General features: G+C 41.6%; 24 protein-coding genes. 6 read left to right on the plus strand and 18 right to left on the minus strand.

All coding sequences use genetic code 11. The features are described from left to right. The first annotated feature begins 152 nt into the window (after positions 1-152). Entirely contained in the window at positions 153-2,918 is a 2,766-nt protein-coding gene (locus V7K50_RS11085) for a zinc-dependent metalloprotease (protein ID WP_334959925.1), read from the plus strand. A gap of 383 nt (positions 2,919-3,301) precedes the next feature. On the opposite strand, the gene V7K50_RS11090 is transcribed toward V7K50_RS11085, so the two are convergent. The 5 genes from V7K50_RS11090 to rpmI form a co-directional block, all read right to left on the minus strand. Beyond that, entirely contained in the window at positions 3,302-4,189 is an 888-nt protein-coding gene (locus tag V7K50_RS11090; RefSeq protein ID WP_334959927.1) for an alpha/beta fold hydrolase, read from the minus strand. A 324-nt stretch (positions 4,190-4,513) separates the two neighbouring features. Next, positions 4,514-5,038 (minus strand): tetratricopeptide repeat protein, encoded by a 525-nt coding sequence (locus V7K50_RS11095; protein ID WP_334959929.1) that lies wholly within the window; start codon positions 5,036-5,038, stop codon positions 4,514-4,516. A gap of 142 nt (positions 5,039-5,180) precedes the next feature. Continuing rightward, a complete protein-coding gene (locus tag V7K50_RS11100) occupies positions 5,181-5,996 on the minus strand; it encodes a transporter substrate-binding domain-containing protein (protein ID WP_334959930.1) in 816 nt (271 codons plus the stop codon). Between the two features lie 12 nt (positions 5,997-6,008). Further along, positions 6,009-6,365 carry a 50S ribosomal protein L20 gene (gene rplT / locus V7K50_RS11105; RefSeq protein ID WP_334959932.1) on the minus strand — a complete coding sequence of 119 codons (357 nt, stop codon included), beginning with the start codon at positions 6,363-6,365 and terminating at the stop codon, positions 6,009-6,011. Positions 6,366-6,384: 19 nt separating this feature from the next. Further along, on the minus strand, positions 6,385-6,582 hold the full coding sequence (gene rpmI / locus V7K50_RS11110) for a 50S ribosomal protein L35 (RefSeq protein WP_334959934.1): 198 nt from the start codon (positions 6,580-6,582) through the stop codon (positions 6,385-6,387). A 115-nt stretch (positions 6,583-6,697) separates the two neighbouring features. Here rpmI and V7K50_RS11115 point away from each other — a divergent pair, with 115 nt between their 5' ends. Continuing rightward, positions 6,698-7,237 carry a GrpB family protein gene (locus V7K50_RS11115; RefSeq protein ID WP_334959936.1) on the plus strand — a complete coding sequence of 180 codons (540 nt, stop codon included), beginning with the start codon at positions 6,698-6,700 and terminating at the stop codon, positions 7,235-7,237. A gap of 68 nt (positions 7,238-7,305) precedes the next feature. Here V7K50_RS11115 and V7K50_RS11120 read toward each other — a convergent pair whose 3' ends face one another. From V7K50_RS11120 to V7K50_RS11145, 6 genes are all read right to left on the minus strand, one after another. After that, positions 7,306-8,049: a class I SAM-dependent methyltransferase gene (locus V7K50_RS11120; RefSeq protein WP_334959938.1), complete on the minus strand. Its 744-nt coding sequence runs from the start codon at positions 8,047-8,049 to the stop codon at positions 7,306-7,308. A gap of 246 nt (positions 8,050-8,295) precedes the next feature. Further along, the gene (locus V7K50_RS11125; protein WP_334959940.1) at positions 8,296-10,710 is read right to left on the minus strand and encodes an ATP-dependent helicase; all 2,415 of its coding nucleotides are present in this window, start codon (positions 10,708-10,710) and stop codon (positions 8,296-8,298) included. An 87-nt stretch (positions 10,711-10,797) separates the two neighbouring features. Next, on the minus strand, positions 10,798-11,925 hold the full coding sequence (locus V7K50_RS11130) for a succinylglutamate desuccinylase/aspartoacylase family protein (protein WP_334959942.1): 1,128 nt from the start codon (positions 11,923-11,925) through the stop codon (positions 10,798-10,800). 304 nt (positions 11,926-12,229) lie between these two features. Then, the gene (aqpZ, locus tag V7K50_RS11135; protein WP_334959944.1) at positions 12,230-13,003 is read right to left on the minus strand and encodes an aquaporin Z; all 774 of its coding nucleotides are present in this window, start codon (positions 13,001-13,003) and stop codon (positions 12,230-12,232) included. Between the two features lie 750 nt (positions 13,004-13,753). After that, complete coding sequence (locus V7K50_RS11140; RefSeq protein ID WP_334959946.1) at positions 13,754-14,842, minus strand: RuBisCO accumulation factor 1; 1,089 nt, start codon at positions 14,840-14,842, stop codon at positions 13,754-13,756. A gap of 318 nt (positions 14,843-15,160) precedes the next feature. After that, on the minus strand, positions 15,161-15,319 hold the full coding sequence (locus tag V7K50_RS11145) for a hypothetical protein (protein ID WP_334959948.1): 159 nt from the start codon (positions 15,317-15,319) through the stop codon (positions 15,161-15,163). Between the two features lie 57 nt (positions 15,320-15,376). On the opposite strand from V7K50_RS11145, the gene V7K50_RS11150 reads away from it, so the two are divergent. The 3 genes from V7K50_RS11150 to V7K50_RS11160 all read left to right on the plus strand — a co-directional run bounded on the left by V7K50_RS11150 (position 15,377) and on the right by V7K50_RS11160 (position 18,457). Next, positions 15,377-16,315 (plus strand): response regulator, encoded by a 939-nt coding sequence (locus V7K50_RS11150; RefSeq protein WP_334959950.1) that lies wholly within the window; start codon positions 15,377-15,379, stop codon positions 16,313-16,315. Between the two features lie 31 nt (positions 16,316-16,346). Then, positions 16,347-17,072 carry a bifunctional demethylmenaquinone methyltransferase/2-methoxy-6-polyprenyl-1,4-benzoquinol methylase UbiE gene (gene ubiE, locus V7K50_RS11155; protein WP_334959952.1) on the plus strand — a complete coding sequence of 242 codons (726 nt, stop codon included), beginning with the start codon at positions 16,347-16,349 and terminating at the stop codon, positions 17,070-17,072. A gap of 149 nt (positions 17,073-17,221) precedes the next feature. Continuing rightward, on the plus strand, positions 17,222-18,457 hold the full coding sequence (locus V7K50_RS11160) for a DUF445 domain-containing protein (RefSeq protein WP_334959954.1): 1,236 nt from the start codon (positions 17,222-17,224) through the stop codon (positions 18,455-18,457). Between the two features lie 27 nt (positions 18,458-18,484). On the opposite strand, the gene V7K50_RS11165 is transcribed toward V7K50_RS11160, so the two are convergent. Next, positions 18,485-19,204, minus strand: a complete 720-nt coding sequence (locus V7K50_RS11165; protein ID WP_334959956.1) for a hypothetical protein — start codon at positions 19,202-19,204, stop codon at positions 18,485-18,487. Positions 19,205-19,336: 132 nt separating this feature from the next. Then, complete coding sequence (locus tag V7K50_RS11170; RefSeq protein ID WP_334959958.1) at positions 19,337-19,750, minus strand: hypothetical protein; 414 nt, start codon at positions 19,748-19,750, stop codon at positions 19,337-19,339. A 125-nt stretch (positions 19,751-19,875) separates the two neighbouring features. Here V7K50_RS11170 and V7K50_RS11175 point away from each other — a divergent pair, with 125 nt between their 5' ends. Next, positions 19,876-20,070, plus strand: a complete 195-nt coding sequence (locus tag V7K50_RS11175) for a hypothetical protein (protein WP_334959960.1) — start codon at positions 19,876-19,878, stop codon at positions 20,068-20,070. 177 nt (positions 20,071-20,247) lie between these two features. On the opposite strand, the gene V7K50_RS11180 is transcribed toward V7K50_RS11175, so the two are convergent. The 5 genes from V7K50_RS11180 to aroQ all read right to left on the minus strand — a co-directional run bounded on the left by V7K50_RS11180 (position 20,248) and on the right by aroQ (position 25,353). Continuing rightward, the gene (locus V7K50_RS11180; RefSeq protein ID WP_334959962.1) at positions 20,248-20,466 is read right to left on the minus strand and encodes a toxin-antitoxin system HicB family antitoxin; all 219 of its coding nucleotides are present in this window, start codon (positions 20,464-20,466) and stop codon (positions 20,248-20,250) included. Between the two features lie 6 nt (positions 20,467-20,472). Continuing rightward, positions 20,473-20,895, minus strand: coding sequence for a putative toxin-antitoxin system toxin component, PIN family (locus tag V7K50_RS11185; protein WP_334959964.1), 423 nt, complete (start codon positions 20,893-20,895; stop codon positions 20,473-20,475). A 98-nt stretch (positions 20,896-20,993) separates the two neighbouring features. After that, positions 20,994-23,708, minus strand: coding sequence for an HD family phosphohydrolase (locus V7K50_RS11190; protein ID WP_334960006.1), 2,715 nt, complete (start codon positions 23,706-23,708; stop codon positions 20,994-20,996). A gap of 138 nt (positions 23,709-23,846) precedes the next feature. After that, positions 23,847-24,791, minus strand: a complete 945-nt coding sequence (locus V7K50_RS11195) for an ADP-ribosylglycohydrolase family protein (protein ID WP_334959966.1) — start codon at positions 24,789-24,791, stop codon at positions 23,847-23,849. Positions 24,792-24,903: 112 nt separating this feature from the next. Continuing rightward, positions 24,904-25,353 (minus strand): type II 3-dehydroquinate dehydratase, encoded by a 450-nt coding sequence (gene aroQ / locus V7K50_RS11200; protein WP_334960008.1) that lies wholly within the window; start codon positions 25,351-25,353, stop codon positions 24,904-24,906. Positions 25,354-25,368: the final 15 nt, after the last annotated feature.

Consider the following 25,368-nt stretch of genomic DNA (forward strand, 5'->3'; position numbering starts at 1 on the left):
TAGCTGGATTTCTGCTCTGCTGTATTAGAGGCATTGTTTATCTGACTGAGTGGATTTGTATCCTAATCTCTAGATATTTGCAGGGATACAGACGAAAAACTACTCGATATTTTTCAGTAACACGAGAACTGCTTCAGGTGGAAAGCCCAAGGATGAAATACTGGATAAGGAAATTAGCAATTTGTATACTATTATTGTGTAGCTTGTTCTTACCAACTGATTATGCAGGAGCAAACCAACTTTCAAATAGTTCAAATATTGATGTGCAGCAATTAAATGCACTCCCAGCAGTGAAAAACTCGGCAAGTGTTGAGAATAATCTGACTGAGATTAGAAAGGAGGATTTTTGCCGATTTAATGGGACTGTTAATCGGATTGATAAACTAGAAGGACTCTTCACAATTTATTGCAGTGATGATTCGGGCAAAATTTACTTAGAAATTAAACCAGAGCAACTAAATAAAGACTACCTAGCGATAGTCACATTGGAATCGGGAGTTGGAGAAAGTGGGATTTATAGTGGATTACCTCTTTCTAATTTTCTCTTCTACTTCCGACGAGTAAATAATAGATTGCATTTTGTTGTGCGTAATGTTAAATTCCGTACAGACAGTAGAGCAGAACAGCGATCGCTTGCTCGTTCATTTAGCGACTCAGTTCTTTATTCACTCGATATAGTCACTATTAATCCAACAAATCAAAATATTCTAATCAACCTGGATGAACTGCTAATGCAGGATTTTCCCGGATTAACTTCCCTATTGAAGTACTCTTTACAGGCTGATTACCGCTTAGATGGACGCAAGTCATATTTTGGTGATGTTAACAGCTTCCCAGAAAACGTAGAAATTGATTCGATTTACGGTTTTTCATCACTAGAAGGATCGAATTTAGTCACCGTACCCGATAGCAGGGCACTCACTCTGAAGGTACACTACAGTTTTTCTCAGTTGAGAGAAACCAATGGTTATATTCCCAGACTTGCCGATGATAGAGTGGGATATTTTATTACGGCTTTCCAAGATTTCTCTAACAATAATCCTCACGAATCATTTGTACGTTATATCAATCGCTGGCATCTAGAACCATCCGATCCTAACGCCCCCTTATCTCCACCCAAAAAGCCAATTGTGTATTGGATTGAAAATGCTGTGCCACTAGAGTACCGCGATGCAATTCGTGAAGGCGTTTTGATGTGGAACAAAGCATTTGAAAAAGCCGGATTTCAAAATGCCATTGAAGTGCAACAAATGCCAGATGATGCTGATTGGCAACCAGCAGATGTACATTACAACACTATTCGCTGGTTCAATTCTTTAGATGCAGGTTTTGCCAGAGGGCCGATGCGCGTTAACCCATTCACGGGGGAAATAGTGGATGCAGATATCATCGTGGATGGCAAGATGGTGCGTTTAGTTCAGCAAGAATATCATGCACTGATGGAAGCAAATTCATCTTTCGATGGGCACTCTTCCCAAGTTGGCAAAAACCCATGTCAAGTTCTTTGGGGAAGCCAGGAGCTAGGAGCTAGGAATCAGAAGGCAAATACTAATAATTATCTTCTATCTTCTTCTGAGTTCTGCTATAGTATGGAGTCCTCAGATCAAGCAGCTATGGGGGCGCTGGCGTTGTCAATTTTGCCAGACACTGCACCCAGTAGTGAAACGATAAAGGAATATGTGCATCAATATTTGCGTTCTATCATCGCTCACGAAGTCGGGCACACTCTCGGTTTACGCCACAACTTTCATGGCAGCACTATGTTAGCGCCTGAAGAATTAAATAATACTGAAATAACTCACACTAAAGGTTTAGTGGGTTCGGTGATGGACTATCTACCTGTGAATATAGCACCACAGGGCGTACAGCAAGGTGACTATTTCCCAGGAGTTGTTGGGCCTTATGACGAATGGGCAATTGAGTATGGTTATAAAAGAAACCCATCAAAAGCATTTGAGGCGATTATTCCAGAATCAGAAAAAAGTTTTTTGGAGCAGATTGCACTAGCGTCGCCTCAACCAGAATTATCTTATGCAACTGATGAAGATATCTGGGATATGAATCCTTTGGCAAATGTCTGGGATATGAGTAGTGATGTGTTAGTTTATTCGCAGTGGCAAATGGATAATGCCCGTTTTATGTGGCAACGCCTTGATAAGGGTTATCTATCGAAAGGGGAAAGCTATAGTAACCTGCGCCTGAGATTCAATGGAGTACTTAAATATTATTTTCGGAATGCCAGCTTGCTTTCTAAGTACATTGGTGGACAATCTTTTCAACGCCTCCATGCTAGTGATGATGCTGCTTGGGCATTTGTACCAGTTTCACTTTTAAAACAACGTCAGGCATTGACGAAGTTACAAGAATATGTATTTGCTGAGGATGCTTTCAGTTTTTCGCCAGAATTGCTCAATCAACTAGCACCATCGCGCTGGGAACACTGGGGTAGTTCTGCACCGAACAACCGCCTTGATTATCCAATTCACGATCGCATTTTGAGTTTCCAAAGTGCGATATTGCGATCGCTATTAGACAGCGATCGCCTGAATCGTTTACAAGATATAGAATTAAAAACTCTGCCTGGGCAAGCACTTTCCATTCCAGAACTGTTAGACACCCTGCAAACAGGCATCTGGACAGAAGTTTTCGCCCTAGAAGAACCAAAGCCAATTTCTAGCATCCGCCGTTCATTGCAACGGGAACATCTGAGCATTTTACTACAGATGATGTTGGGTAGTACTAATACACCTGAAGATGGGCGGACATTGGCTTGGTATGAATTGCGCCAACTGCAAAAAGCCATTGATGTCAGACTCAAACAAGTTAGTCAAAGCCTTGATATTTACACATTAGCCCACTTAGAAGCTTCTGGCGATCGCATTACTAAAGCATTAAATGCACAGTTACTTTCTAGATAGGCATTGGGGATTGGGGACTTGTACTGAGTTTCGACTACGCTCAACTACCGCGACTTGTGCCGAGGTAAGCCGAAGTATTGGGGATTGGGGACTTGTACTGAGTTTCGACTACGCTCAACTACCGCGACTTGTGCCGAGCCTGTCCTGAGCGTAGCCGAAGGGCGAAGCCGAGGTAAGCCGAAGTATTGGGGATTATAGCGCTTATAGCGCTTCTCGTTTATATGCAATAGACTCTGACCTCACTTCCATTCCTCTCTCCTAAAAGGAGAGAGGCTTTGAATCTTACCCCCCTTCCCTACAAGGGAAGGGGCTGGGGGTTAGGTCTGTATTTGACTCAACTCAGAGGCGCTATAATTATTCTCCCTCATCTCCCCACTCCCCACTCACCCAAGATACCGTTGCAATAGACCAATAACAACCTCTGGTACTTCCAAATGAGCTAATATTCCGGCATCTGCGATCGCATAAAAATCTCGAATTACCCTAGGATTTAAATTTGCCAAGCGTTGTCCTAATTTAATTTTGGTAAATTGTGCCTTTTCTCCCCAAAATATCACCGTGGGAATTGTCAGTTGTTGAATATATAAACTCAGATCAAAGTAAAGATCGCCCCGTAAAAATGCTAAGGCGGCAAACTTGGCATTAGGTTGTTGTGCAGAAGTTAAATAAGCCTCCACCGTCTCTTGGGATAGTCTTTGTGACTTAGCAAATAGAAAACTTTGTAAAAAATTTCGGACTGCAATTTCATTTTCAGCACCAAGGATATAAATAAAATTGTCCAACAGAGGCGCATTGATTACCGAAAGCGGAAGTCTGCGTCCAGCACCCTGTCCGAAATCATCAAATCCAGAGGGAGAAACCAAAAACAATGCTTTGAATAAATTGGGTTGAACAATAGCTAGGCGGATAGCAAAAGCGGCTGTGAGAGACGAGGCTACCACCGTCACCGGCTGACGACAAGTTTGGATGATAAACTCTGCGATCGTGCTGAGATAATCCCTAATTTGATAATCCCGCACTGGATGAGCCGATTCTCCCCAACCGATGAGATCGGGGGCTAAAATTTGGTAATTAGAGGCAAAAGCTGGGTAAACTTTAGACCATTCATAAGCAGACGCTCCACCACCAAAGTTATGTAGAAACAGTAGTGGAGGTAAATCTTCACTATCAGCAATTGCCCAAGGTGCATTCGTTTGGGTATAGTAAACCATTGCCCCCAAGGATGTATGGATGATTTTATGTCCAAAGCCAGGAGGTTGAAACTTAAGCATAAAATTAACAAGTTTACTTGAAAATAAAATTACGAAGTATAAAAGTAAAGCTTACAGATAAATCTGGGAGTAATTAAACTTTTTATTTATAGCATGGGACTAGGGACACTTCTCTACGAGAGGCTGCGCCAACGACAAGCTCAGTGCATCGCTGGGGACTAGGGACTGGGTTGAAAGTCTTTTTATATATAGGTTTTCTCATCAGTTAATGTCCTAACCTCCTTGTCCGTTGCTATACTATAGCGGTTCTCGGTTGAGTGAGGTATGAGAACCTCACCCCCAATCCCCTCCCGGCTCTTCGAGAGGGCTATGATCCCTTAGCAATTATGCAGAAACCAAACGACGTAAAGATTCAGCACGACGTTTAGCAATAGAGTTATTTGGAGCTAATTTGAGTGCTTCTTCGTAGGTTTGTAACGCCTGAGTAGTTAATTTTTTCTTCTCGTAGGCGTGAGCGAGATTATTCAATCCTGTAACGTAGTCTGGTTTAGATTTGAGAGCTTCTTTGTACTGACGAATTGCTAAGTCATATTGCTCTTGGGTAAAATAAATATAGCCCAGCCCGTTGTAAATGGGGGCGATATCTTCTTCTCCCTCTTCTTCAGAAACTTTGAGAGCTTTTTGAAATAGCGCGATCGCTTGGGAATACATTTTTTTTTCGGAATAAATACTGCCTAACTCATAATATTCTTGAGTCGTACCCTTTTCTTTCTCTAACTTCTTTCGCAACCTGGCAAAAGAGCCTTCAACCTTGCGAGTTTTGAAAATCTGGCGAAACACACTCACGGCTGCAATTGTGAGTATAACCACCAAAATTGAGAGATAAACTACGGCTAGATTGTTATCCATTGCTGCAAATACAAATATTATAAAGTTGCTTCTGTATCTATTATCAGCCTATTGGGGATGAGGGAGATGAGGGAGATGAGGGAGACAATTCTTTACTCCAAACTCCTAACTCCTAACTCCTAACTCCTAACTCCTAACTAACTTACGGTAAACCCCAATATTGAGAGCGTTGCTGGAGCCAACCGTTTTCTAAGTAACGAGCGATCGCTTGATTCACATTTCGTCTTAACTTATCGTATTGCAATCCTTTGGGCATTACTATAGACAAGGGTTCAGTTGATAGCTTGGTTGGCAGTAGCCGATATTGAGGATATTGTTGCACCCAACCGCTCAAAACGCTAGCATCTGCGGCAAAAACTACGGCGGCATTACTTTCTATTTTCTGTCGCGCTTCTTCATAAGAATTCACTCCTACTAACTCGGCATTTGGCAGATAGTACCGCACTTTAGCGATAGTACTGGAGTTGTTGAGTACAGCAATTTTTTGTTTTGCCAAATCACTCAACTTTTGGACAGAGGTATCTTTTGTAACTAATACAGTGCCATCCAAATAGTAGGGAACACTGAAACTAACTATGCGGCTGCGTGATTCGGTTGCTGTGACTCTAGCGATCGCAAAATCAACTTTCTTGTCTAAGACTACAGATAAGCGATCGCGATTCGCTACAGGTTTAAATTTCACACTATCGGCTTTACCAACTAAATCAGCTGCCAAATGCTTTGCTAAGTCAATTTCTAAGCCTTGCAAATTACCGTTATCATCTCTAAATCCCAAGGGACGCAAGTTATCTTTAACGGCAACATTTAGATAGCCTCGCTGCTGAATTTCTGACATTTCGGCAGCAGATGCAGTTAATCCCGTCCCCACGATGGAAAAGCAAAAAATCCAAAAAATAGTGGCGGATAATACCAGATGTAACCGAGTAATTACTTGCCATCTGTTACATCTGTTATACATCCCTTACCACCTTTATCCTTTAGCTTGAATTGCCAATTCCGCAACTTTGCCGAAGCTGGCTGGATCGAGGACTGCCAATTGTGCCAACATCTTGCGATTGAGCAGGATATCAGCTTTTTTCAAGTTACCGATCAACTGGCTGTAGCTCAAGCCGTGTTGCCTAGAAGCAGCGTTGATGCGGGTGATCCAGAGGCGACGGAAATCGCGCTTTTTCTTTTTGCGATCGCGGTAGGCACTCCGTAGCGCCTTCATCACTTGTTGGTTGGCAGTTCTAAACAGAGTTGAATGGGAACCGCGAAAACCTTTAGCTAGTTTGAGAATTTTATTGCGGCGCTTCCGAGCTACATTACCGCGTTTTACCCGAGTCATAATTTATTTCCTGAAATACTTACAAATATGGGAGCATCAAGCGCACGTTGAGTTCATCGCGTTCATGTACAAGCGTACTCTGGCGCATACCACGCTTTTTGTTGGAACTTTTATGTTCTAAAAGGTGGCTTTTGAAAGCTTTCCGACGGACGATTTTGCCGGTGCCGGTGGCACGGAATCGCTTCGCTGCTGCTTTACGAGTCTTTAGTTTAGGCATGGTCTAGCTTTGATTCGACACGATCCATTATTATATACTATAAAAATTGCTATAACTGCAATTAAATAAAGGATTTAAGCAACTGCGATCGCTATAGAGCAAATTAATTTCACCTATGGATGAGGTCAATATAGTCGAATATGACCCACGTTGGCAGATTTTGTTTACAGAAGAAGCCGAGCGGATTTGGCAGGCACTAGGCAATGACTTAGTTGTGGAAATTGAACATATTGGTAGTACCGCAGTACCAGGAATGGCAGCCAAACCAGTTATTGACATGATGGTGGGAATCCGTTCCTTAGTAAATGCAAAATCTGCTATTCCAACTTTAGAATCTTTGGGATACGTTTATTGGCGTCAAGACCGGCGTCCTGGACGGATGTTTTTTGTGAAAGGAATGCCACCATACGGAAAGCAACGTACTCATCATGTTCACATAGTCGAGATTGACAGCGAATTTTGGGAACGCAAGCTATTTTGTGACTATCTGAGAAAGCATCCTGAAGAAGCGAAACGTTACGAAGTTCTAAAACGCGATTTGGCGGCAAGTTTTCGGAGCGATCGCGAGGCTTATACTAATGGGAAAAATGACTATATCCGTGCTGTGATGGCAAAAGCACGTTGTGAGGAAATGGGGAAAAATCAAACTCATTGATTACAAAGTTATGATGATGAATATTGATAATTTGTTATTGAAGATTTATCACTATTCATAACTCCTAACTATTGAGAAGACTGAACGTTCTTTTGATTATAACGCCACAAGCCTAACGATAAATTATTCTTAGGAATTTTTTGATTGCGGTTATCAAGTTCAAAGTATAGCTTCCCAAGATAATTATCCAATATTCTCACATGAACATTATTCAGGTGGTAATACAAAGGATAAATTTCTATTAGTTCAAATCCTTTATTTGGAAGAATCTGATTGTAAGTATCAAGACATCTGGCTTGAACATGGTTTCCTATGCGCTTATCAGAAGAAGCACCAAACCAATCTGTCAAAAGCAGCAAACCACCATCTTTTATACTTCTTGCAATGTTGTCCAGTGCCTGGTTAAAAAGGTTAGGATCAACAATATGGTAAATTACATCCCAGATATTTACTATGTCAAACTTCTTATTGAAAAGACTAAAATTTGAATCAGTTATGTCTTGTGTATAGAATTCGCCTTCATACTTTTGCTTGAGTTTTTCAATGCTTACATCAGTAATGTCGATTCCAGTGATATTTGCTCCTTTTCCGATATACCAATTAACGAAAAAGCCTGTACCGCAGCCGATATCAAGTACATTCTTTCCTTGTAAACTCGTTCCACTCAGACAAGACTCTATACACAGTTCTTTTCTGCGGTAAAGCCAATTGTTATAAGACTCACTAAATCCTATATGACCTACACCTTTAAGTGTAAAATTACTATTTAGTCGCTGCTCCCAATATTGCCTTGGATTGTAAGTATTAGACATGAATTTCTCTCTTCTACTTCCAAAGTTATTTCAACTAAATAGTATACCAAAAATTAGACTTAATTTTAATGTTTGAAATAATACATAAAAATTAAACCTTCTATATATTAGGACTAATATTTGATTTGATTTTTGAAAACATCCTGTGGCTGAAAAGCCGATTTTATCTGAAATATTGTTCAGAAATCAAATATGAGTCCTATATTAATTTTGTTAAAAATACCTTGTGGGAAAAATGTAGAATATTTATTTGGCTATCATCGCTAAATTCACCACACATTCAGGAAACTGGCGTTTTAATGCTGGAAACACCGGACAAGGCGCTTGTTCTTGTAAATTATCCGGTTTACTCCAAGTAAAGGGGGCTTTCTGTGCCGCAGACATCCACAACAGCAGCTTTGCTCGTGTCATGGCAACATAAAGTAAACGATACTCTTCAGATGTTTTCAGATTCTTTGCCACCTCCCATGCCTGACTAACATCCGGTATGACAGATTCTTCGTGGAGTGTGGCGCGAATTTGGGCGCGGGCTACTTCTGATAAGGTAAAGTCGCCTAAAAATTGGCTTTGGGGAGGAACCCAAAATCTACCAGGAATTAAGTTTTCGTGGAGAAAGGGAAGAAATACATAGTCCCAATCCAGCCCTTTAGCTTTATGCATGGTGATAATCGTCAGTTGACCGCGACGGGTGTAACGTTCTTCCGAATCTTCGGTTTCCACTGGTTCAAAGCGTTCAGAACTGACGATTTCACTTAAAGCTGACAGCATTCCCCCCATTGAACTATTGCCAGCTATCTGCTGATTAACCCGTTCTGCGAGTTTGTCAGCAGTTGCTAATTCTGCCTGGTCGTAATTTAAGGTCAAGGCGAGAAAGGAAATTAACTGGTACAGGGGCAATTCCAACCGAGCGCGAAGTAAGCTGCGACACAATCGCGCCGCCTTTTGTACTGTTTCCGACTGGGTTGCTGCTAGGGGACTAGGATACAAAAACTCTTCTGGAAGACTAGCAAGGGCGTTGAGGTCTTGGGTAGGAATTAATTGGCGCTGTACTAATGCTTCTAGGGCAGCTTTGAGATAATCGGGGGAGTGGGGGCGATCGCAAAATTGCAATAATGCTAAAATCTCTTGGGGAACATGGGAACGGCGATCGCGTTCTCCCACATCGTAAAGTATAATTTCATGCTCTTTGCATACAGATGCTAGAGCCTCTGCTAACCATCTTCCTTGGCGATTTTCTCTGACTAAAATTGCTGCACTATTTTGTGTTGGGTCTTCGCCAAATAACTCAATCACCCTTTGAGATAGCAATTCAACGGTGTGATGAATATCACGCGGTGTATAAAGTTCTAATCCGCGTCCGACTGGTGTGGGGTTGGCATTAGGTTGAGGATCACCAGCTTCCACAGGGCGAATTGTCTGCAAGCGAAATGGTACTTGTCGGTTGTCAGGAGTTTGTTGTTTGTTATTCGTTACTGCTAACCACTGATTATTAATCCATTTCAGGGCAAAGTTAGCGGCTTCAATGATAATTCTAGTACTGCGTCCAGCTTGATCCATCGTTGCCAATCGTTTGATGCGATCGCACTCTTCGCAAAATTGCCGAAAATAAATCGGATCGGCTGGGGTGAAAGTAGAGTTAATCGCCTGGTTGGGGTCGCCAACTCGTACCAAGTTCAGTGAGGAGTGGGGAGTGAGGAGTGAGGAGTTAGGAGTTAGGAGTGAAGAATTATCTCCCCCATCACTTGCCAAAATTTCTAACAACTGCGTCTGTAAGGGGCTAGAATCTTGGGCTTCATCTTCAAAGACGGCGAATACTTGATTTTGCTCAATGCGACGGGCGCTGTCATTTTCTAAAACGCGCAGTGCGGCTAAAATCATATCGTCGTAGTCAATGAAGTCACGCGATCGCATTAAGTTTTGATATTGCTCATACAATCCCGCCGCTACGCTCAAAATTGCATATTCGTCTGTGGTTTGTTTACTCCACTCCCGCAACAATTGTGGCGATATCCCAGAACTTTTTGCTTCATGAATTACCGTATTCGCTAATTCCGGCAATACTTCTGTTCGCAGCACTGATTGACGACGCAACCGCTCTGTCTCTTCTCCGTCAAATTGATGACCTTCTAATAACCGTAAATATATATCTGGATGATTTACAATCCATTGTTCTACAGCAGTTCGGATAAAACGGTGACTTTGGGTTGGTGTAATTAATGTGACATTTTCTAACTGCAAACCTGACAAATTAGAATGTCGGTTGGCAATGTTCAACGCTAAACCATGTAAGGTATAGACAAAAAAGCCCGTCTGAGGTAAAGATAATTTTTTTAAATCTTTGCGAATCTTCGCTTTAATATTGGCAGCAGCAGAGCGAGTAAAAGTAACGACTACCAAGTGACGGCGGGAGGATGAACGCTCATATTGACGGGCGATGGCGATCGCCGCCGCCGCCGCCATCCCCGTAGATTTGCCTGCGCCAGGAACGGCAGAAATAGCCAAAGGTCCAGATTGCCAATCAGCCATTTGCTGTTGTCCAGGGCGTAGACTGTTGCGGATTGCGAGAATCTTCTCCTGTAAAGAAGGAACTAGCGATCGCTCAGACAATTCTGAGTGGAGTAACTCTTGAGCCACAGGAGCAGTAAATTTAGAATCGGACATATCAAATTTTAGATTTTAGATTTTAGATTTAATTCCAAAACTGGATAGTATTTCATCCAATTGAGAACCGCTATATATCTCCGCTTACTAACTAATAACCCCTAATACAAATTCCCCTTCATTCACAGCTTGATTAGTTGCGACATCATAAACTAATCCATCTTGTTGAGCGCAAACATCAATTACAGTAGGTAACTTCCCTTCTTTATTAAAACTGAGAATTTGATACAGCTTTTCTCCAGCTTTAATTCTACTACCTAATTCAATTCTAGATTGAATCATACCACCTGCGATCGCATAATATTTTTTCCGGTTGCTGCTGGATGCAAAAGTCATCTCATGGTTTTTTGGATCATTCCATGAATTAGGAATTTGCAATACACCTTTTCGCGCTAAATAATTTTTCACACCCCGCACACCTTTAGCAACTGAATCAGAGTTCATTTGCATTCCTGTTCCCAATTCTAGTGTCCAAGCTTCCACATCAAACTTGATTTCTCTACCAAAGTTTTTAAAACAAGCTTCCAATGCTAACCAAGGTTTGATCAAAGCTTCATCAAAAGCATCACCATCATATTTATCAAGTAAAATTCCGAAATCAAGCAGGAAATGTTTGGCACTATCTTCTCGATTTCGGAAGTAATAAAGGTAGTCTAAAGCGTCATTGGTAGAACTATGTAAATCAATTAAGTAGTCTGCATCTAAACTGAGATTTTGTAGTTTATAGCTAAAAAGCTGAGTGTAGGGAACAGAACCAGGAGAATTAATTTCTTCTAAAATTTTTGCGAATTGTTGCTTAATTCTAGTTAGATAATTTTGTCGAACGACCTCTAGATCGATATGAAGTTGAGATTTAGTAAAAGCTACTAAATCATCAGCTTCTTTCTCGTAGTCCCAAAATATGCGATTCCAGTCTTTAGCTTCGTAAACGCAGTAACGCCCAGGAGAAAAATGTTGCGCGCGTTCATTAGTCCCCATTGGATTACAAACGGGAACTAACCAAATTTCTCCAGTTAAGTTTGTATCATTTATTGTCAATAAAAACTCAATTAGCTGGTGAATAACGGCATTACCAGCAATTTCTGCACCGTGAAGATTAGATTGAATGTAAACTTTTTTACCAGGTTGAGCGCCGACGAACTTGTAAACTTGGAGAAAAAGGCGATCGCCCGAAGCCATTTGACGTAATACAATTTTTTCAATAACTGGCAGCATGAAACAACTCAGTGATGATTTGAGTAAATTATCGCTTGATCTATACCTAATTAAAAGGCACAAGGCAAATCCAACTATTGCCCCTTTTGATGCTGACTTTTCACGTTATCTGGAAAAGCTACGAAAAACCTAACCCCATAACCCTCTTCCCTACTAGCGTTGGGCGAAAATTCAAAGTCTCTCTCCTAAAAGGAGAGAGACATAGAAGCGAGGTTTTCCAGATAGCGTGAAAAGTCAGCTTTTGATGAACTGCGTGCGATAAAAACTAGAAATACTGAGGGAAATGTACCGTTGAAAATGACTTTTAGACTAGCTCTTTGACGTTTTCTCGTTCACCTACAGTTGATTCACTAAACACGGCTACGTACAACCATCCAGCTAAAATAGCCCCCAAGATCGGAGCTATCCAGAACAGCCAGACTTGCGAAAAGAGTTCTGCACCTGCAAATATAGCAACTCCAGTACTACGAGCAGGATTAACCGAAGTATTGGTTACAGGAATGCTAATCAGGTGAATCAAGGTGAGTCCAAAACCAATTGCCAGTGGTGCAAATCCTTTAGGAGCACGGCTATCAGTTACACCCAGAATAATCAGCAGAAACATGAAAGTCATTACAACTTCACTAATGAGGCAAGAAAACAGGGTGTAACCGCCTGGAGAGTGATTCCCGTAACCGTTAGTGGCCAATGGGTTGGAGCCAGTCAGGGCAAATCCAGTTTTGCCGCTAGCAATCAGGTAGATAATGCCCGCACCAACAATTGCACCGATTACTTGAGAGGCGATATAAGGTAGTAAGTCAGATGCCGGAAAGCGCTTACCTGCCCACAGTCCAAAGGAAACAGCTGGATTGAAATGACCACCGGAAATATGACCAAGAGCATAAGCCCCTGTGAGGACAGTAAGCCCGAATGCCAAAGATACACCTACTAATCCAATACCCAATGGAAAAGAAGTATTCTCACTGATTTTTGCAGCATCTGCGGTGTAGGCGGCAGCCAGAACAGCACTACCACAGCCGCCTAAAACAAGCCAGAATGTGCCGATAAATTCGGCTAAACAACGTTTGATGAGAGACATTTTGGGAAAACTCCTTCTTCGGCTATAAACAAGTGATATGTATGTTGCACAATGCTTTAATCAACCCTGTCAACAGGAAATCTATTGCGTTTGTTTCGTTATGAAATTAAATCTAAAAAATAAGACTTTGTTTTTTCCTTAATAACTGTGGTAATTAATTATGAAAATACCAGAAAAACGAAAATTACAAATAAAATGCTTATTTTCTTAATATTTTTGCTTTCATGACACATCTTTTGAGATTGAGATTCTTGATTTAGTGCGTTCTCTTAAAAATAGTTTGAAAATTTATTTGCATTTTGTAATAATTCTATAACTTATGTACTGTAAAAATTAATCGTTATCTGCATTAAGAAAAATAAGTTCTTTGAGGCTTTTCTTAATTAATCGTTTGATAGGAAATAAACGCTCCTGTAGGCGCAAAGTAATGCTCATTGGTGTCAACTTAACGTGAAAGCCATTTTAGAAGAAGCTTTTAGAGATGATCTCGTGAATGCCTAATTGGAGGCTCCGACTCCAGAATTAGACATCTCCAGAAATTAAATATGCGTTACCCAGAACCCTTGTAGAGACGTAGCACTGCTACGTCTCTTTTTCGGAGATGTTTAATTAGCGGCAGAGCCGCAATGACAAGCATTTCCAGCCAGAGGCTAAAAACGAGATTTCAAAAGGGTTTTGGCTGAAGTTGATACCAATTAGCAATAATCTGCCCCCACAGGATCACGGAGTTAGTTCTGTCTAAAATTGAATTTATTCGTCAATCTGCCAAGAATCCTTAGTTAATTCTTCATCCAGAATTTTCTTAGGACGAACAATAATGATAATTTCTCCTAGTAGAGGAATTTCTGGCTCAGTTTCAAACCATTGAAAATCTAATTCACCACCATTTTCAACGACAAAGTAGCTAGAGGCATCCCATTGTCGTTGGGCACGATCTATTACTACTACAACTGGTCCTATTTGGCTTTGGGTTTGGATGGGAAAACGATCGCTATTCGCTAAAATTACCACAGGATCTTCTGCCGCCAACAGCACTTGCCAGCCTGGTAAAGGTATCCAAGCTTGCTCTCCAGAAAACTTAACCATCCGAAATGGTTCAATTTCTGTCAATATCGGCACAGCTTGCAAGTCTTGCCGTGATAATGGCAACTCACCAACTACGGGTAAGATTCGAGGTAATTGTTCTTCAAATTCCAGGCGGTAAAAAGGTAAAATTGGCGCTGGACGCTGAGGAACGGTAGTAAAATCAGTTAGTAGCTGTTCGATTTGTTTCCTGGCTGCTGGCGTGTGAGCAAAACGCAAACCTTTAGCAATTAGGCGCGATCGCTGTTGTAAATCTGTATTTTGGCGTGCGAGTTTCCAAACTTGGTGAGCAACAGCATCCCCAGGATGGGCAGAAAACCCTTCTGGCAAATTCCGGTAATAGGAGAACTCTTTAATTGCTTTTGCTACTTCCCGCGCCTCATCAGCATCAACGTTGTGAACGAAGATCAGCTCGGCGGCGGCGGCGCGTTCTTCTTGGGTGAGCAAACGCAGTTCGTATAAAACATCACTGCCGCGTGTGGTGTAGTGCGATCGCGTTGCTTCTGATACTCCAGACTTTTCCAAAGAATTGTAAACTTGAGAACCAACAACCACCTGATTTTGTTGAATTGGCTCAAATCCAGTCGCCTCAAAAATGTCTTGGGGATTGTAACCGGCTTTTAGCAACGAGGCGATCGCTGTTCCCCATTCCACCCAGTTGCCTTGTTTTTGCCTCAGTCTTCGCAGTAACTCTTGTGCTACATCGTTAGTAGCATTGTCTTCGGGATTCTGAGCGTTGGGTGGTAGATCAGTCATAATCGGAGTGCAAGCTTCAACTTGAAAGGTTAGTGAAAACCTGATGAGCAAGTCTTATTCTAATCTATGAACTACCCACACCTACTGCTTTGAATATAGGGATTGGGGACACTTCGACAAGCTCAGTGCATCGCTGGGGACTGGGGAAGGTGGGGTCCCCTCTGGGGATAAGGGGTAATGGGGATTGGGAAGATTTAGATCGGGATTTAGACACCAACCAAAATAATCAAGGAATTTCTTACCCAGTGGTTAAGTAGCTTTGCCCAAGTCTCCCGAATCCCTAGTCACCAGCGATGCACTGAGCTTGTCGAAGTGTCCCTAGTCCCTAGTCCCTAATTCAACCCGATCTAATTCACAGCCAGACAAGGTAGCTGGCGATCGCAGTAGGCAAATTTTCTCTGTAGCACTCACAATGATCATGTTTAAATATTCAACATAAGTCCGTAAAAACTCTTGATAAATTTCCGCTATTCTCAACTAAGCTTGGTATGGAATATAACAAGATAATGAATATTTAAATAAAGGAAATATCTTATGGATAATCCCAGTCTCGAAGCTGATAAAGTCCAATATCAAGTGATGACTCTCGAACGACCAAAAAAGCTGAAAATCTTGGTAGTTGACGATGAGCCAGACAATCTCGATCTACTTTATCGCACATTTCGACGCGACTTTAATGTTCTGAAAGCTGATAGTGGGGTGAACGCCCTACAAGTTTTGGCAGCAGAAGGTGAGGTAGCCGTAATTATCTCCGATCAACGGATGCCAGAAATGAAAGGAACTGAGTTTCTCAGCAAGACTGTACCTCAGTTTCCCGATACGGTCAGAATAATTCTCACCGGATTTACTGATATTGAAGACTTGGTAGAAGCAATTAATGCGGGGCAAGTCTACAAATATATCACCAAACCTTGGGACCCAGGAGAACTGAAGGCGGTAGTACAGAGAGCAGCAGAAACCTACGACTTGCTCAAGCAACGTACAGAAGAATTACGTCGCGCTCATGCTCAAATGGCGCTGCTGAGTGTTTTGGTACAAGTAACTCAAGCCGCTTCCAGCTTAGAGGAAACTCTGGCTCCAATTGCTAGGGCTGTGAGTGAGACTTTTGGGGCAGAAGGCTGTATTCTACAACTTACAGATGGAAATACTCTGATTGCGACTCAAGGAACTTACAGTGATACAGGTACAATAGAAAATTGGTTATCTCAAGACCCACTTACAAGGGAAGCGATCGCCACCGGGAAAATCCAAGTGTCCTTAAATGTACTTAAAGACACTAAATTAGTTGATGCTATTCACTACCAAAATACGGGTGTGCAAGCACATTTAGTGATTCCAGTTAGCTACCGCAATAAACTTTTGGGCGTATTGTCCCTACAGTGGAAACAACCCTGCACTTTGCGAGAAGATGAATTAACACTAATTAATTTATCAGCACAACTAGTGGCGATCGCTCTTACCAGTTGTCATTAGTCATTAGTCAAAAACCAATGCCCAATACCCAATGACTAACGAAATTCAGTCCATTTTTAACCGTATTGCTCCAGTTTATGACCAGTTGAACGACTGGTTGAGTCTGGGACAGCATCGAATCTGGAAGGAAATGGCAGTAAAATGGAGTGCAGCTAAATCGGGCGATACTGCACTAGATTTGTGTTGCGGTAGTGGTGATTTAGCCTTACGTTTGGCACGGCGCGTGGGAGCAACAGGCAAGGTGTATGGGGTGGATTTTTCCCCAAACCTGCTAGAAAAGGCTAAAGAACGCTCACGTTTGCAGTATCCACAACCTGCGTTGGCTTTGCCCAACCTAGGCATCGCCTGGGTAGAAGCTGATGTGCTAAATTTACCCTTTGACGACAACCAATTTGATGCCGCAACAATGGGCTATGGTTTGAGAAATGTTAAAGATATTCCCCGCAGTCTCCAAGAGTTGTACCGTGTTTTGAAGCCGGGAGCTAAAGCCGCAATTTTAGACTTTCATCGACCGAGCAATCCTCAGCTACGTGCCTTTCAGCAATTGTATCTGGACAGTTTTGTAGTCCCAGTTGCCAACTATTTAGGTTTAAAAGAAGAATATGCTTACATCAGCCCCAGCTTAGACCGCTTTCCCATCGGCAAAGAGCAAATAGAGTTAGCTCATCAAGTTGGTTTTGCTGTTGCCACACACTACCCCATTGCAAACGGTATGATGGGAGTGCTAGTGGTGAGTAAGTTAGGAGTTAGGAGTTAGAAGTTAGAAGTTAGAAGTTATGAATAATGAGTAGTGATAAATTCTCATTTAAAATTTATCATCATTAACTCCTCACTCTCAACTCCTAACTCCTCACTCTCAACTCCTAACTCCTCACTCTCAACTCCTAACTTTTTTAATTCTTCCCTGTGGACTGGTCTCATCTTTGGCTTTATGTGTCTCCCCCGGTACTGGGTGGAATTATTGGCTATTTCACAAATGATATAGCTATCAAAATGTTGTTCCGTCCTTACCGAGCAATTTATATTGCTGGACGAAAAGTACCCTTCACCCCTGGCTTGATTCCCCGCAATCAGGAACGTCTGGCTAAGAACATTTCCAATACAATCATGGGGTCACTGTTGACACCACAAGAATTGCAAAATTTGGCGCGGCGTTTGTTGCAAACAGAACGCGTGCAAGCAGCAATTCTCTGGTTGTTGCGGCTGGCCATTGAACAAATAAAAACAGATCAAAACCAGAAAAGTGCCAAAATCGTAGCGGGGATTTTGCGGGATTTACTAGGGGAATCCTTACCAAGGTTACTCAAAGTTTTAGCGCGGCGTGAAGATTTTTTGGAAGCGCAGATCAATCAAATTTTTGACCAGATATTGCTGGAATTTCAACTTAGTGAAGAACAAGCCACGCGGCTTGCTGATTGGTTATTGCAAGTAGTTTTACCACCGGATCTGCTGCGCCAAGCGATAGTTGATTTTTTGACCGATCGCACCATTCAAATTATCGATGAAGGCTTCCGCGAAAAAAGCAGTGGGACTTATTGGGTAGTAGCAAATTTGTTTGGCTTACGTAATACTCTCACGCGGCTACGAACTTTTTGCTTGGATGAAAAGGAGGCTACCAATACTCGCTTGCAGGAATTGACCCAAGATTTGCAATTACGCGATCGCATTCGCAAATTACTGCAAAATTTATCATTACAAAACTTGCCAATGGGTACGGTGCGCCAGCTACGAAAGACTACCCGCGAAAGTGTCCGCCATTACCTGCAAAACAGTGGTAGCGATTTTTTACAAGGATTAACTGACTCTGTTGACTGGGAAAATATTGCTGTAGTGCTGCTAAATCGTCTTAGTAGTTCACCTGTTGTAAGTACTTCTTTAGAAGTCATGAGTCAAGAGTTGGCTCTAATTTTAGATAAGTATTTAGAAAAAGATTTAGAAGCAATTGTGGCGCAGGCAATTCCGATTTTGTCGATAGATGAAGTGATAGTTGACCGTGTAAAATCAACTTCACCGGCTGATTTAGAAGCTGCAATTGAGGGAATCGTCAAAAATGAATTGCAAGCGATTGTGAATTTAGGTGGTGTTTTGGGTTTTGTTATCGGGTTATTACAGACAATGTTTTTCGTGTTGTTTCAACAGTAGTATAGTTAGTTATTAATGAATTTTTGGTCACTTTTCTTGATTGCTTATATCTTCGACTAAAAGCTCTTGAATTAAATCTAGGGCTTTACTTAGCTTTATTTCTTTGCAGCCAATAGCGGCACGAATTTTAACTAGTAGGAGATTTTTTATATTAATCGAGTATTTCTCATTTTTTCTAATTTTAAAAAAAGATGTATTCTGTGCTATCTCTTCTAAAAGAAGCTTCCAATCATTACATCCATTTCTTTTTAATTCTAAATCTAGCAGGTGAGAAATATTACGAGCAATTTCTTCCTCTATAATTGCTGGATCAATAGCTAGACCAATAGAAGAGCAAGCTGCTTTTCTGATAGTTTTTTCTGTAATTGATATTTGTTGACCTAATTTATAAGAAAAAAATATTATGGTAACGCTAAGAATAAAAAGTGCAATAGGGATTAATATATTTTGACTGCTTCCTTGACCAGTCAATAAATAGGCTATAGAAAAAAACGCTGAAATTATGAAAAAAGCTCTGAGATACGCAAAACCTACAGATATAAATGATATATTTTTTAAATTAATTATACGCATTTCTTGCTTATGGCTTAATAATCCTCTTTCAACTTCATATTCATGCAATAAATAAAAACTTTTAATTGGGATAATGGGTACATAACCTATCATAAAAAACTGAGTGATAAGTGGAGTTGATTCAATTGTTTTGATTCCTCCAAAAGTTTTTGTACCAATTGGTATTGTTACCATATATATCTATAAAAAATCTAGTTAGGTGTACTTTTTGTAGTGCCAGTCCAGTATAAATCCTAAAAAAGCGATCGCCTAGTGTGCCAAGGCGATCGCTTCTGAATGCTGGTAGATTTGACAGTTTTAAATCCTCTATAACTCGCCTTCTATCTCTTTTTGTAAAAACTCTACCTCCTCCAATGATAATCCAGTGACTCTTACTACTTCCGCCAACAGCATTTGGCTTTTGATTAGATTCACAGCCACAAGACGAATGCCTTCGGCTTTACCTTCGGCTTTAGCTTCAGCCTCAATCTCTTGATAAATTACAGATTCGCGCATATTGTCTCTCCGTAATACTCTTTGAATTAACCCTTTCTCTAATACTAGACCAGCTAGAATTGCTGTGGCAGCTGCGACATTATTCTGCAAGCGTAGTTCCACTTCTGCTGCAAAGTCTGAGGCGTCTCGACTGAATGGTACAAAGGGCGATCGCCCCCGAAATGTACTGCGTATTGATGAAGCTTGACTTAATAAAAGGGCATTGAGTTCAACTAAGTTGCCCACTGACCAGATAGTCGGTACGTCTTCTCGTAGTTCACATAGAATTCACGAAAAGTACAAGAAGAATACTGTTGAATATCAAACCTAGTACTAGATAAGATTAATACGTTAACACAAGGGTATTAATAATGAGTAACAATAATGACAAGAATCCAGCAGAAGCCGCAGGTTATGCAGCAGCAGGCGCGGGTATTGCAGCGACAGTAGGGGGCATGGGTTTAGCCGTAGGTGGTACAGCCGTAGCTATTGGTGCTGCTCCTGTTATAGCCGCAGGTGCAGTTGTAGGACTAGCCGCTTATGGATTGAAAAAAATCTTCGGTTAGTAAGTATTCAACAGTAGTTAAAAGTAAAACCGCCCAGAGGCTGAGGGCGGTTTTGTTTTTGCTATGATCACGGTTCAAAATTCAGGTGAGCAAGTGACGTAGCAGTAAGAATTTGAGAGAGATGCACAGTGCTTATCCCAGTTTTTTAATTTAAAGGATAGTAATTCTGCCTTATTTCTATTCAGTCAAAGCATCAAGTTTAGCCAATATCCTTAAACCTTCTTCTGGATTCCCAGTTGCGGCCATTGCTTTAAATCTTGTACTGGCATCAAATTCTGCTAGAGCTATGGTGGAAAGTTCTTCAATCAGCTTATTTACACTTATGCCTTTGGCTTGAGCAAGTTGTTTTAATCTGTTGTGTTTTTCGTCTGGTAAACGAATAGTTAAAGTCGCCATTTTTGTTTAACTCCTAATAATTTCTTCGGGTTTTAAGATTGATAAGTTAGGAAATAACAATTCAGAATTTTGGAAATCTTTAATATTGTGAGTGGCAATAATTTGAGCATTACCAGCAACCGCTAGCTCAATTAAGTGGTTGTCAGCTTCATCTTTTAAATTAGGTCGCCATAAGTAGTAAATATAAATCCATTGACTCACGCTCATAAATGATGCGAGTAAAGCAGAAATTTCTGCACTCGTTAAAGGGCATTTGGCGATAATTTCTTCTCGCCCAATAACTGACTCATACTCAGTAAATAAAGCGTTTCCCATCAAAGGCTGATATTCGCCTTTCAAGCAGCGTCGAATGAGTTCTCTACTGGAACCCTTAGAGCTAATAAGTGCACTAATAAAAACGCTGGTATCAACTACAATTTTAATCGCCATGTAAACATGGTAGCATATATGCTATCACTAGTGCCCCAGTCAAAAAAACTCTTCACAAGATTATCAACAGATATGCGTAGCCCGTCTTAGACATCGCATTACAAATTACGCACAGCATTACTAGCCTTCAACTTCGGATAAGCAATGCGTTTGTGATGAAATTGCTGCCAAACATCCACAAATATCTGGGCAATTTTTGACATTTCTTCTCGTGTTAATCCTGAATCAACGAGTTGATTGTCTTGCCATTTGGCACGCAGGATATTATTCAGCATTGCTAAAGCTTGTTCGGTGGAGACATCTTTGAGCGATCGCTTCCCTCCCAAAGGTTTAGCCGATGCTTCAAGCGATCGCAGCGCTGCTTCACAAGAATCTGCTAACATGACAATTCCGGTTTCCCGTGATTGGGGAATTGGGCCATCGTAGCGAAAATCTGCATCGTCTACCGTTAAACTGGGATCTGACTGAGCCATTTGCTGGGCTTGGTGATGGAAATAAGCAATCAGCATCGTTCCCTGATGCTCTGGAATAAAAGCTTGAATCGCCGTCGGTAAAAGATGTTTACGCGCCATCACCACCCCTTCAGTTACGTGCTTTTTAATAATCTCTGCACTCTTCCAAGGGTCTTTAATCTCAGTATCGTGTTTATTGCCCCCCCCCATTTGATTTTCAATAAAGCTCAGGGGGTCGTGCATTTTGCCAATATCATGATATAATGTTCCAGCCCTTACTAGTTCAACATTGCATCCTAATTCTTTAGCAGCAGCTTCGGCAAGAGTAGCCACAAGCAACGTATGTTGAAAAGTTCCGGGAGTTTCAGTAGCGAGTCGTTTTAACAAAGGGCGGTTAGGGTTCGCCAACTCTGCTAGGCGGATTGGGGTAACTAAATCAAAAACTTTTTCTAAATAAGGACTCAACCCTAAAGCGACAACACTCCAGCCTAAGCCGGATAAAGCAAATAATCCGGCTTCTCGGAGGACGATATACCAGGTTGAACCAAATGCTTGGCCAATTAAGATTTTAACAACCAGATAAATGCTGCCCTGAGTTAAAGCGATCGCCACACCTAATAATGCTAATTCCTCACGCGATCGCAATCGTTGCGCGATGTAACTCCCTAATATTCCTCCCCCGACACCAGCTAAAAGCGCAGCCTTGCTGATATCCAAGCTAATAGCTAATATCGGCAACAGCAGCCCGACAACTGTCAACCCCAAAATGTGGCCGTAGAAGCTTCCCAACAATAAACCAAGGGCGCTCCAGGTGGTATAAGGCAATCCAATCGCGATCGCTCCTGGCACACTCAGAGTCAGCAGCAATACTAATAAGCGATCGCGTTGTCGCAATTCATAATCGATATGGCGTTCTACCCAGACAAAAATGCCAATAGCGATCGCAATAACGCCTCCTAACTTCACCAACTCCTGCCATTTCACCTCCCGATGAATTAGGTGATAATGCTTCAGTACCTCAAAATTCCATGCAGTAATCTGCGCTCCTTTTTTGACAATCACCTTACCATACCGTACCTTCACCATCACGGGTGGCACCCCAGCAGCAGCCTTTTGAGCGTTTTGTCTCGTTTGTTCTTCATCTTTTTCTAGATTGGGCTTAAGTACAGCTAACAACAGGTTCTTTGCCAAAGTTTCAGCATCTTCTGGTACAAAGGTCTGCAATTGTAAACTCACCGCATCATGTAAGATATTTTTTGGTAGTCCCTGTGGGATGCCCTGGGTAAGAATCCGCTCTGTACTCTGATGGATTCCCCTTTGTGTTTTTTCCCACTCCACATCTAACAAATCTAAAAGTAATGATTCTTCATATACTGCTTCTGGGCTAACAGTCTCTAACTTTAAGAGTTTGGCAGTGGCTTGGGTGTATTTTTGGCGTGTTTGGGAAATTTGGGCAATCAGTAAGGATAAGTTTTTCTCAGAAGTTGTGAGGCGGTAAGATTCTAGTTCTGCTACGGCTTGAGTAAAATCAGTGTTTTGAGAAAAATCAACAGGCTTTGTCTTCTGTGGCGTTGGTGGGGTGCGCGGTTGAGGTTCCTGATTGGGTGCAGCTATGGATGATGAACGGGATGAGGGGGGAGTTTGTCTATTCTGCTGATTTTTACTATTTTTTACAGCCAATAGCACGGCCTGCCATTCCGAATCAGGACAAGAGCGGAGGTAACGCTGGGTAGAGATGGATAAAACTACAGGATCAAAAAAAGGAAAAGCCCCAGCAACGGTGCGAATTTCGTTGCGATCATCCAGAAGTTGTTGTAAATTTTCCTTGATTTGTTCGTTCATTCGCGCATCAATCATCAACACCTGTAAGGAGCTATTACTGACGGCTTTGCGCTCGGCTTCTGTTTTTTTCTGATCTTCGATGCTAGCTGTGTAAGGTGCTGTAATTGTCTGCGGCGCGGTATTTCCTACTTGGAGTTGCGTCTGATTATATAATTTATGCCCAATAACACCTGTAAGAGACAGTACAGCGATCGCCAAAATTACCGAGTAACGCTGTTTATATGCCCAATCTAAACCGACTGCATAAATACTACTATTAGTTTTGACCGATTTTATCTTTGACCTTAGCGCTCTTTCTTGTTTTCGGCGATGTTTACGGTGGGCGACACTGACGCTTTTCTCATTGGTTTTTGATAAAAATAGGAATATATTTTTGAGCATAGTCCTTAGAAGTTTCCTTCTATGGCTTTTACCTTTGGGACTTCTAATTAACTTTCCCTTACGCCGCAGTGCTTTGGACTGTCGCCGCCAGTGAGTCAATTGCTGGTTCAATAACTGCAAAAATTGCTGCATTTTTATTATCTCTGCCTGCAATTGCCGACTTTGATACCTCAAAACAATATAATCATCAGGGAAATTTGATCTGCGGCTACTGCAACTACGGTGACGGGCGCTAATTACGTTAGCGTAGCGGGGCGTAGCCCATTACGAATATTGTTAGCGCGACCGAATAACGCGAGGAGCTGCGTAAACTGAAAGCGGAGCAACTTCATATCCTTCTTCTGTTAACTCCCTTGAATTTAAGGTAAGATCATACATTCCTGACCACACCGCCACAAATGCATCGGTCAATTCTAACATTTGGGAAAAACTAGTTAATCCCCATGCTGGAGAATTCCTTTGCAAGAGCAAGACTTGCCAATTTACGGGAATCCCACCAGTACCGTTATACGCTCCTGATAAAGCACCAGTAATTACACCTGTCGCCTGTGAGCTTAGAGGGGTAGCATCTTGCACTTGAGAATTATCATTGTGAGTAGCCCGCAAAACTGTAAGGCGAAAGTCTTCTAAAGTACTCAAAAAGCAGTAAAATGCCATAGCAATAGTGTTACTGAGTTTTTCTTCTCTAGCAAACTCAGCTTGTGCCCTTGACAATCCAGCTCCTTGCTCTAATAAATTGTGGACTCTTAATAAATTTTTTGGTATTGATGTCGGTGTTTCTCCGAGAAAAGAAATTGTTTGCGGGATAAGGGTTAGGGGGTCGAGTTTTTCAGTTAAAGCAAGAGCGATCGCATATCCCACTGCTAGTGTTCCATCCCTTACTACTGGGTCATCTTCCCAGATTTTTAGCACACGCAGCAAGTTTTGTCGCAGCTTAATCGGATTTTCGTGAAAAAAGAGTGCTACTGGTAGTGTAGAAATAATTATTTTTATCGAGATGTCATCAGTTGCTGCTAAATGAAGAGATTCTTGTTGCTGACGCTCTATCCAATCATCTAAATCTAATCTACCCGACACAATTAAACTCTGGATACCCAGAACCGCCATTTTGCCAAAATTTAGGTGACTCTGAAACTGTATTTCACCACTAGAAGCTAAACTTTCCCCCAGAAATGCTCCGAGTAAAGTACCTTTAAACCGACTTATAGGAGAGTAACGCATAAATTATCTAGTTAGGAGTTAGGAGTGAGGAGTTAATGAAAGATTGCTAATTCCTAACTTTACTACCAACGACTAATTTCTAACTCCTAACTGACGCGATTAATCGCGTTTCCTAACTTCTAACTCTCAAATGATTTACCAAAGCTTGTAAGCCCAACAAGTAACTTTCAACGCCAAAACCACTTATTTGCCCAATGGCGACTGGGGCGATGTATGAGTGATGGCGAAAATCTTCCCGACGGTAAATATTACTCAGATGCACTTCTACTGTGGGTAAGTTAACAGCAGCGATCGCATCCCGCAATGCCACACTTGTATGGGTGTACGCCCCTGCATTAATTAAAATTCCTTGATATTGTCCTAATGCACCATGAATAGTATCTACCAAAGTTCCTTCATGATTTGACTGCAAAGGAAAAACTTTCGCCTGTAACTTTAATCCTTCTTCTTCTAAGAGGTGGTTAATTTCAGCTAGTGTCAGCGAGCCATAAATTCCTGGTTCTCGCTGTCCTAGCAAATTGAGGTTTGGCCCATGCAGTGCCAGAATGCTTAAGGGTTGCAAAGTTGAGTTCAGCAC

The organism is Nostoc sp., from assembly GCF_036917135.1.
In the GTDB taxonomy this organism is placed as follows: Bacteria; Cyanobacteriota; Cyanobacteriia; order Cyanobacteriales; family Nostocaceae; genus Nostoc.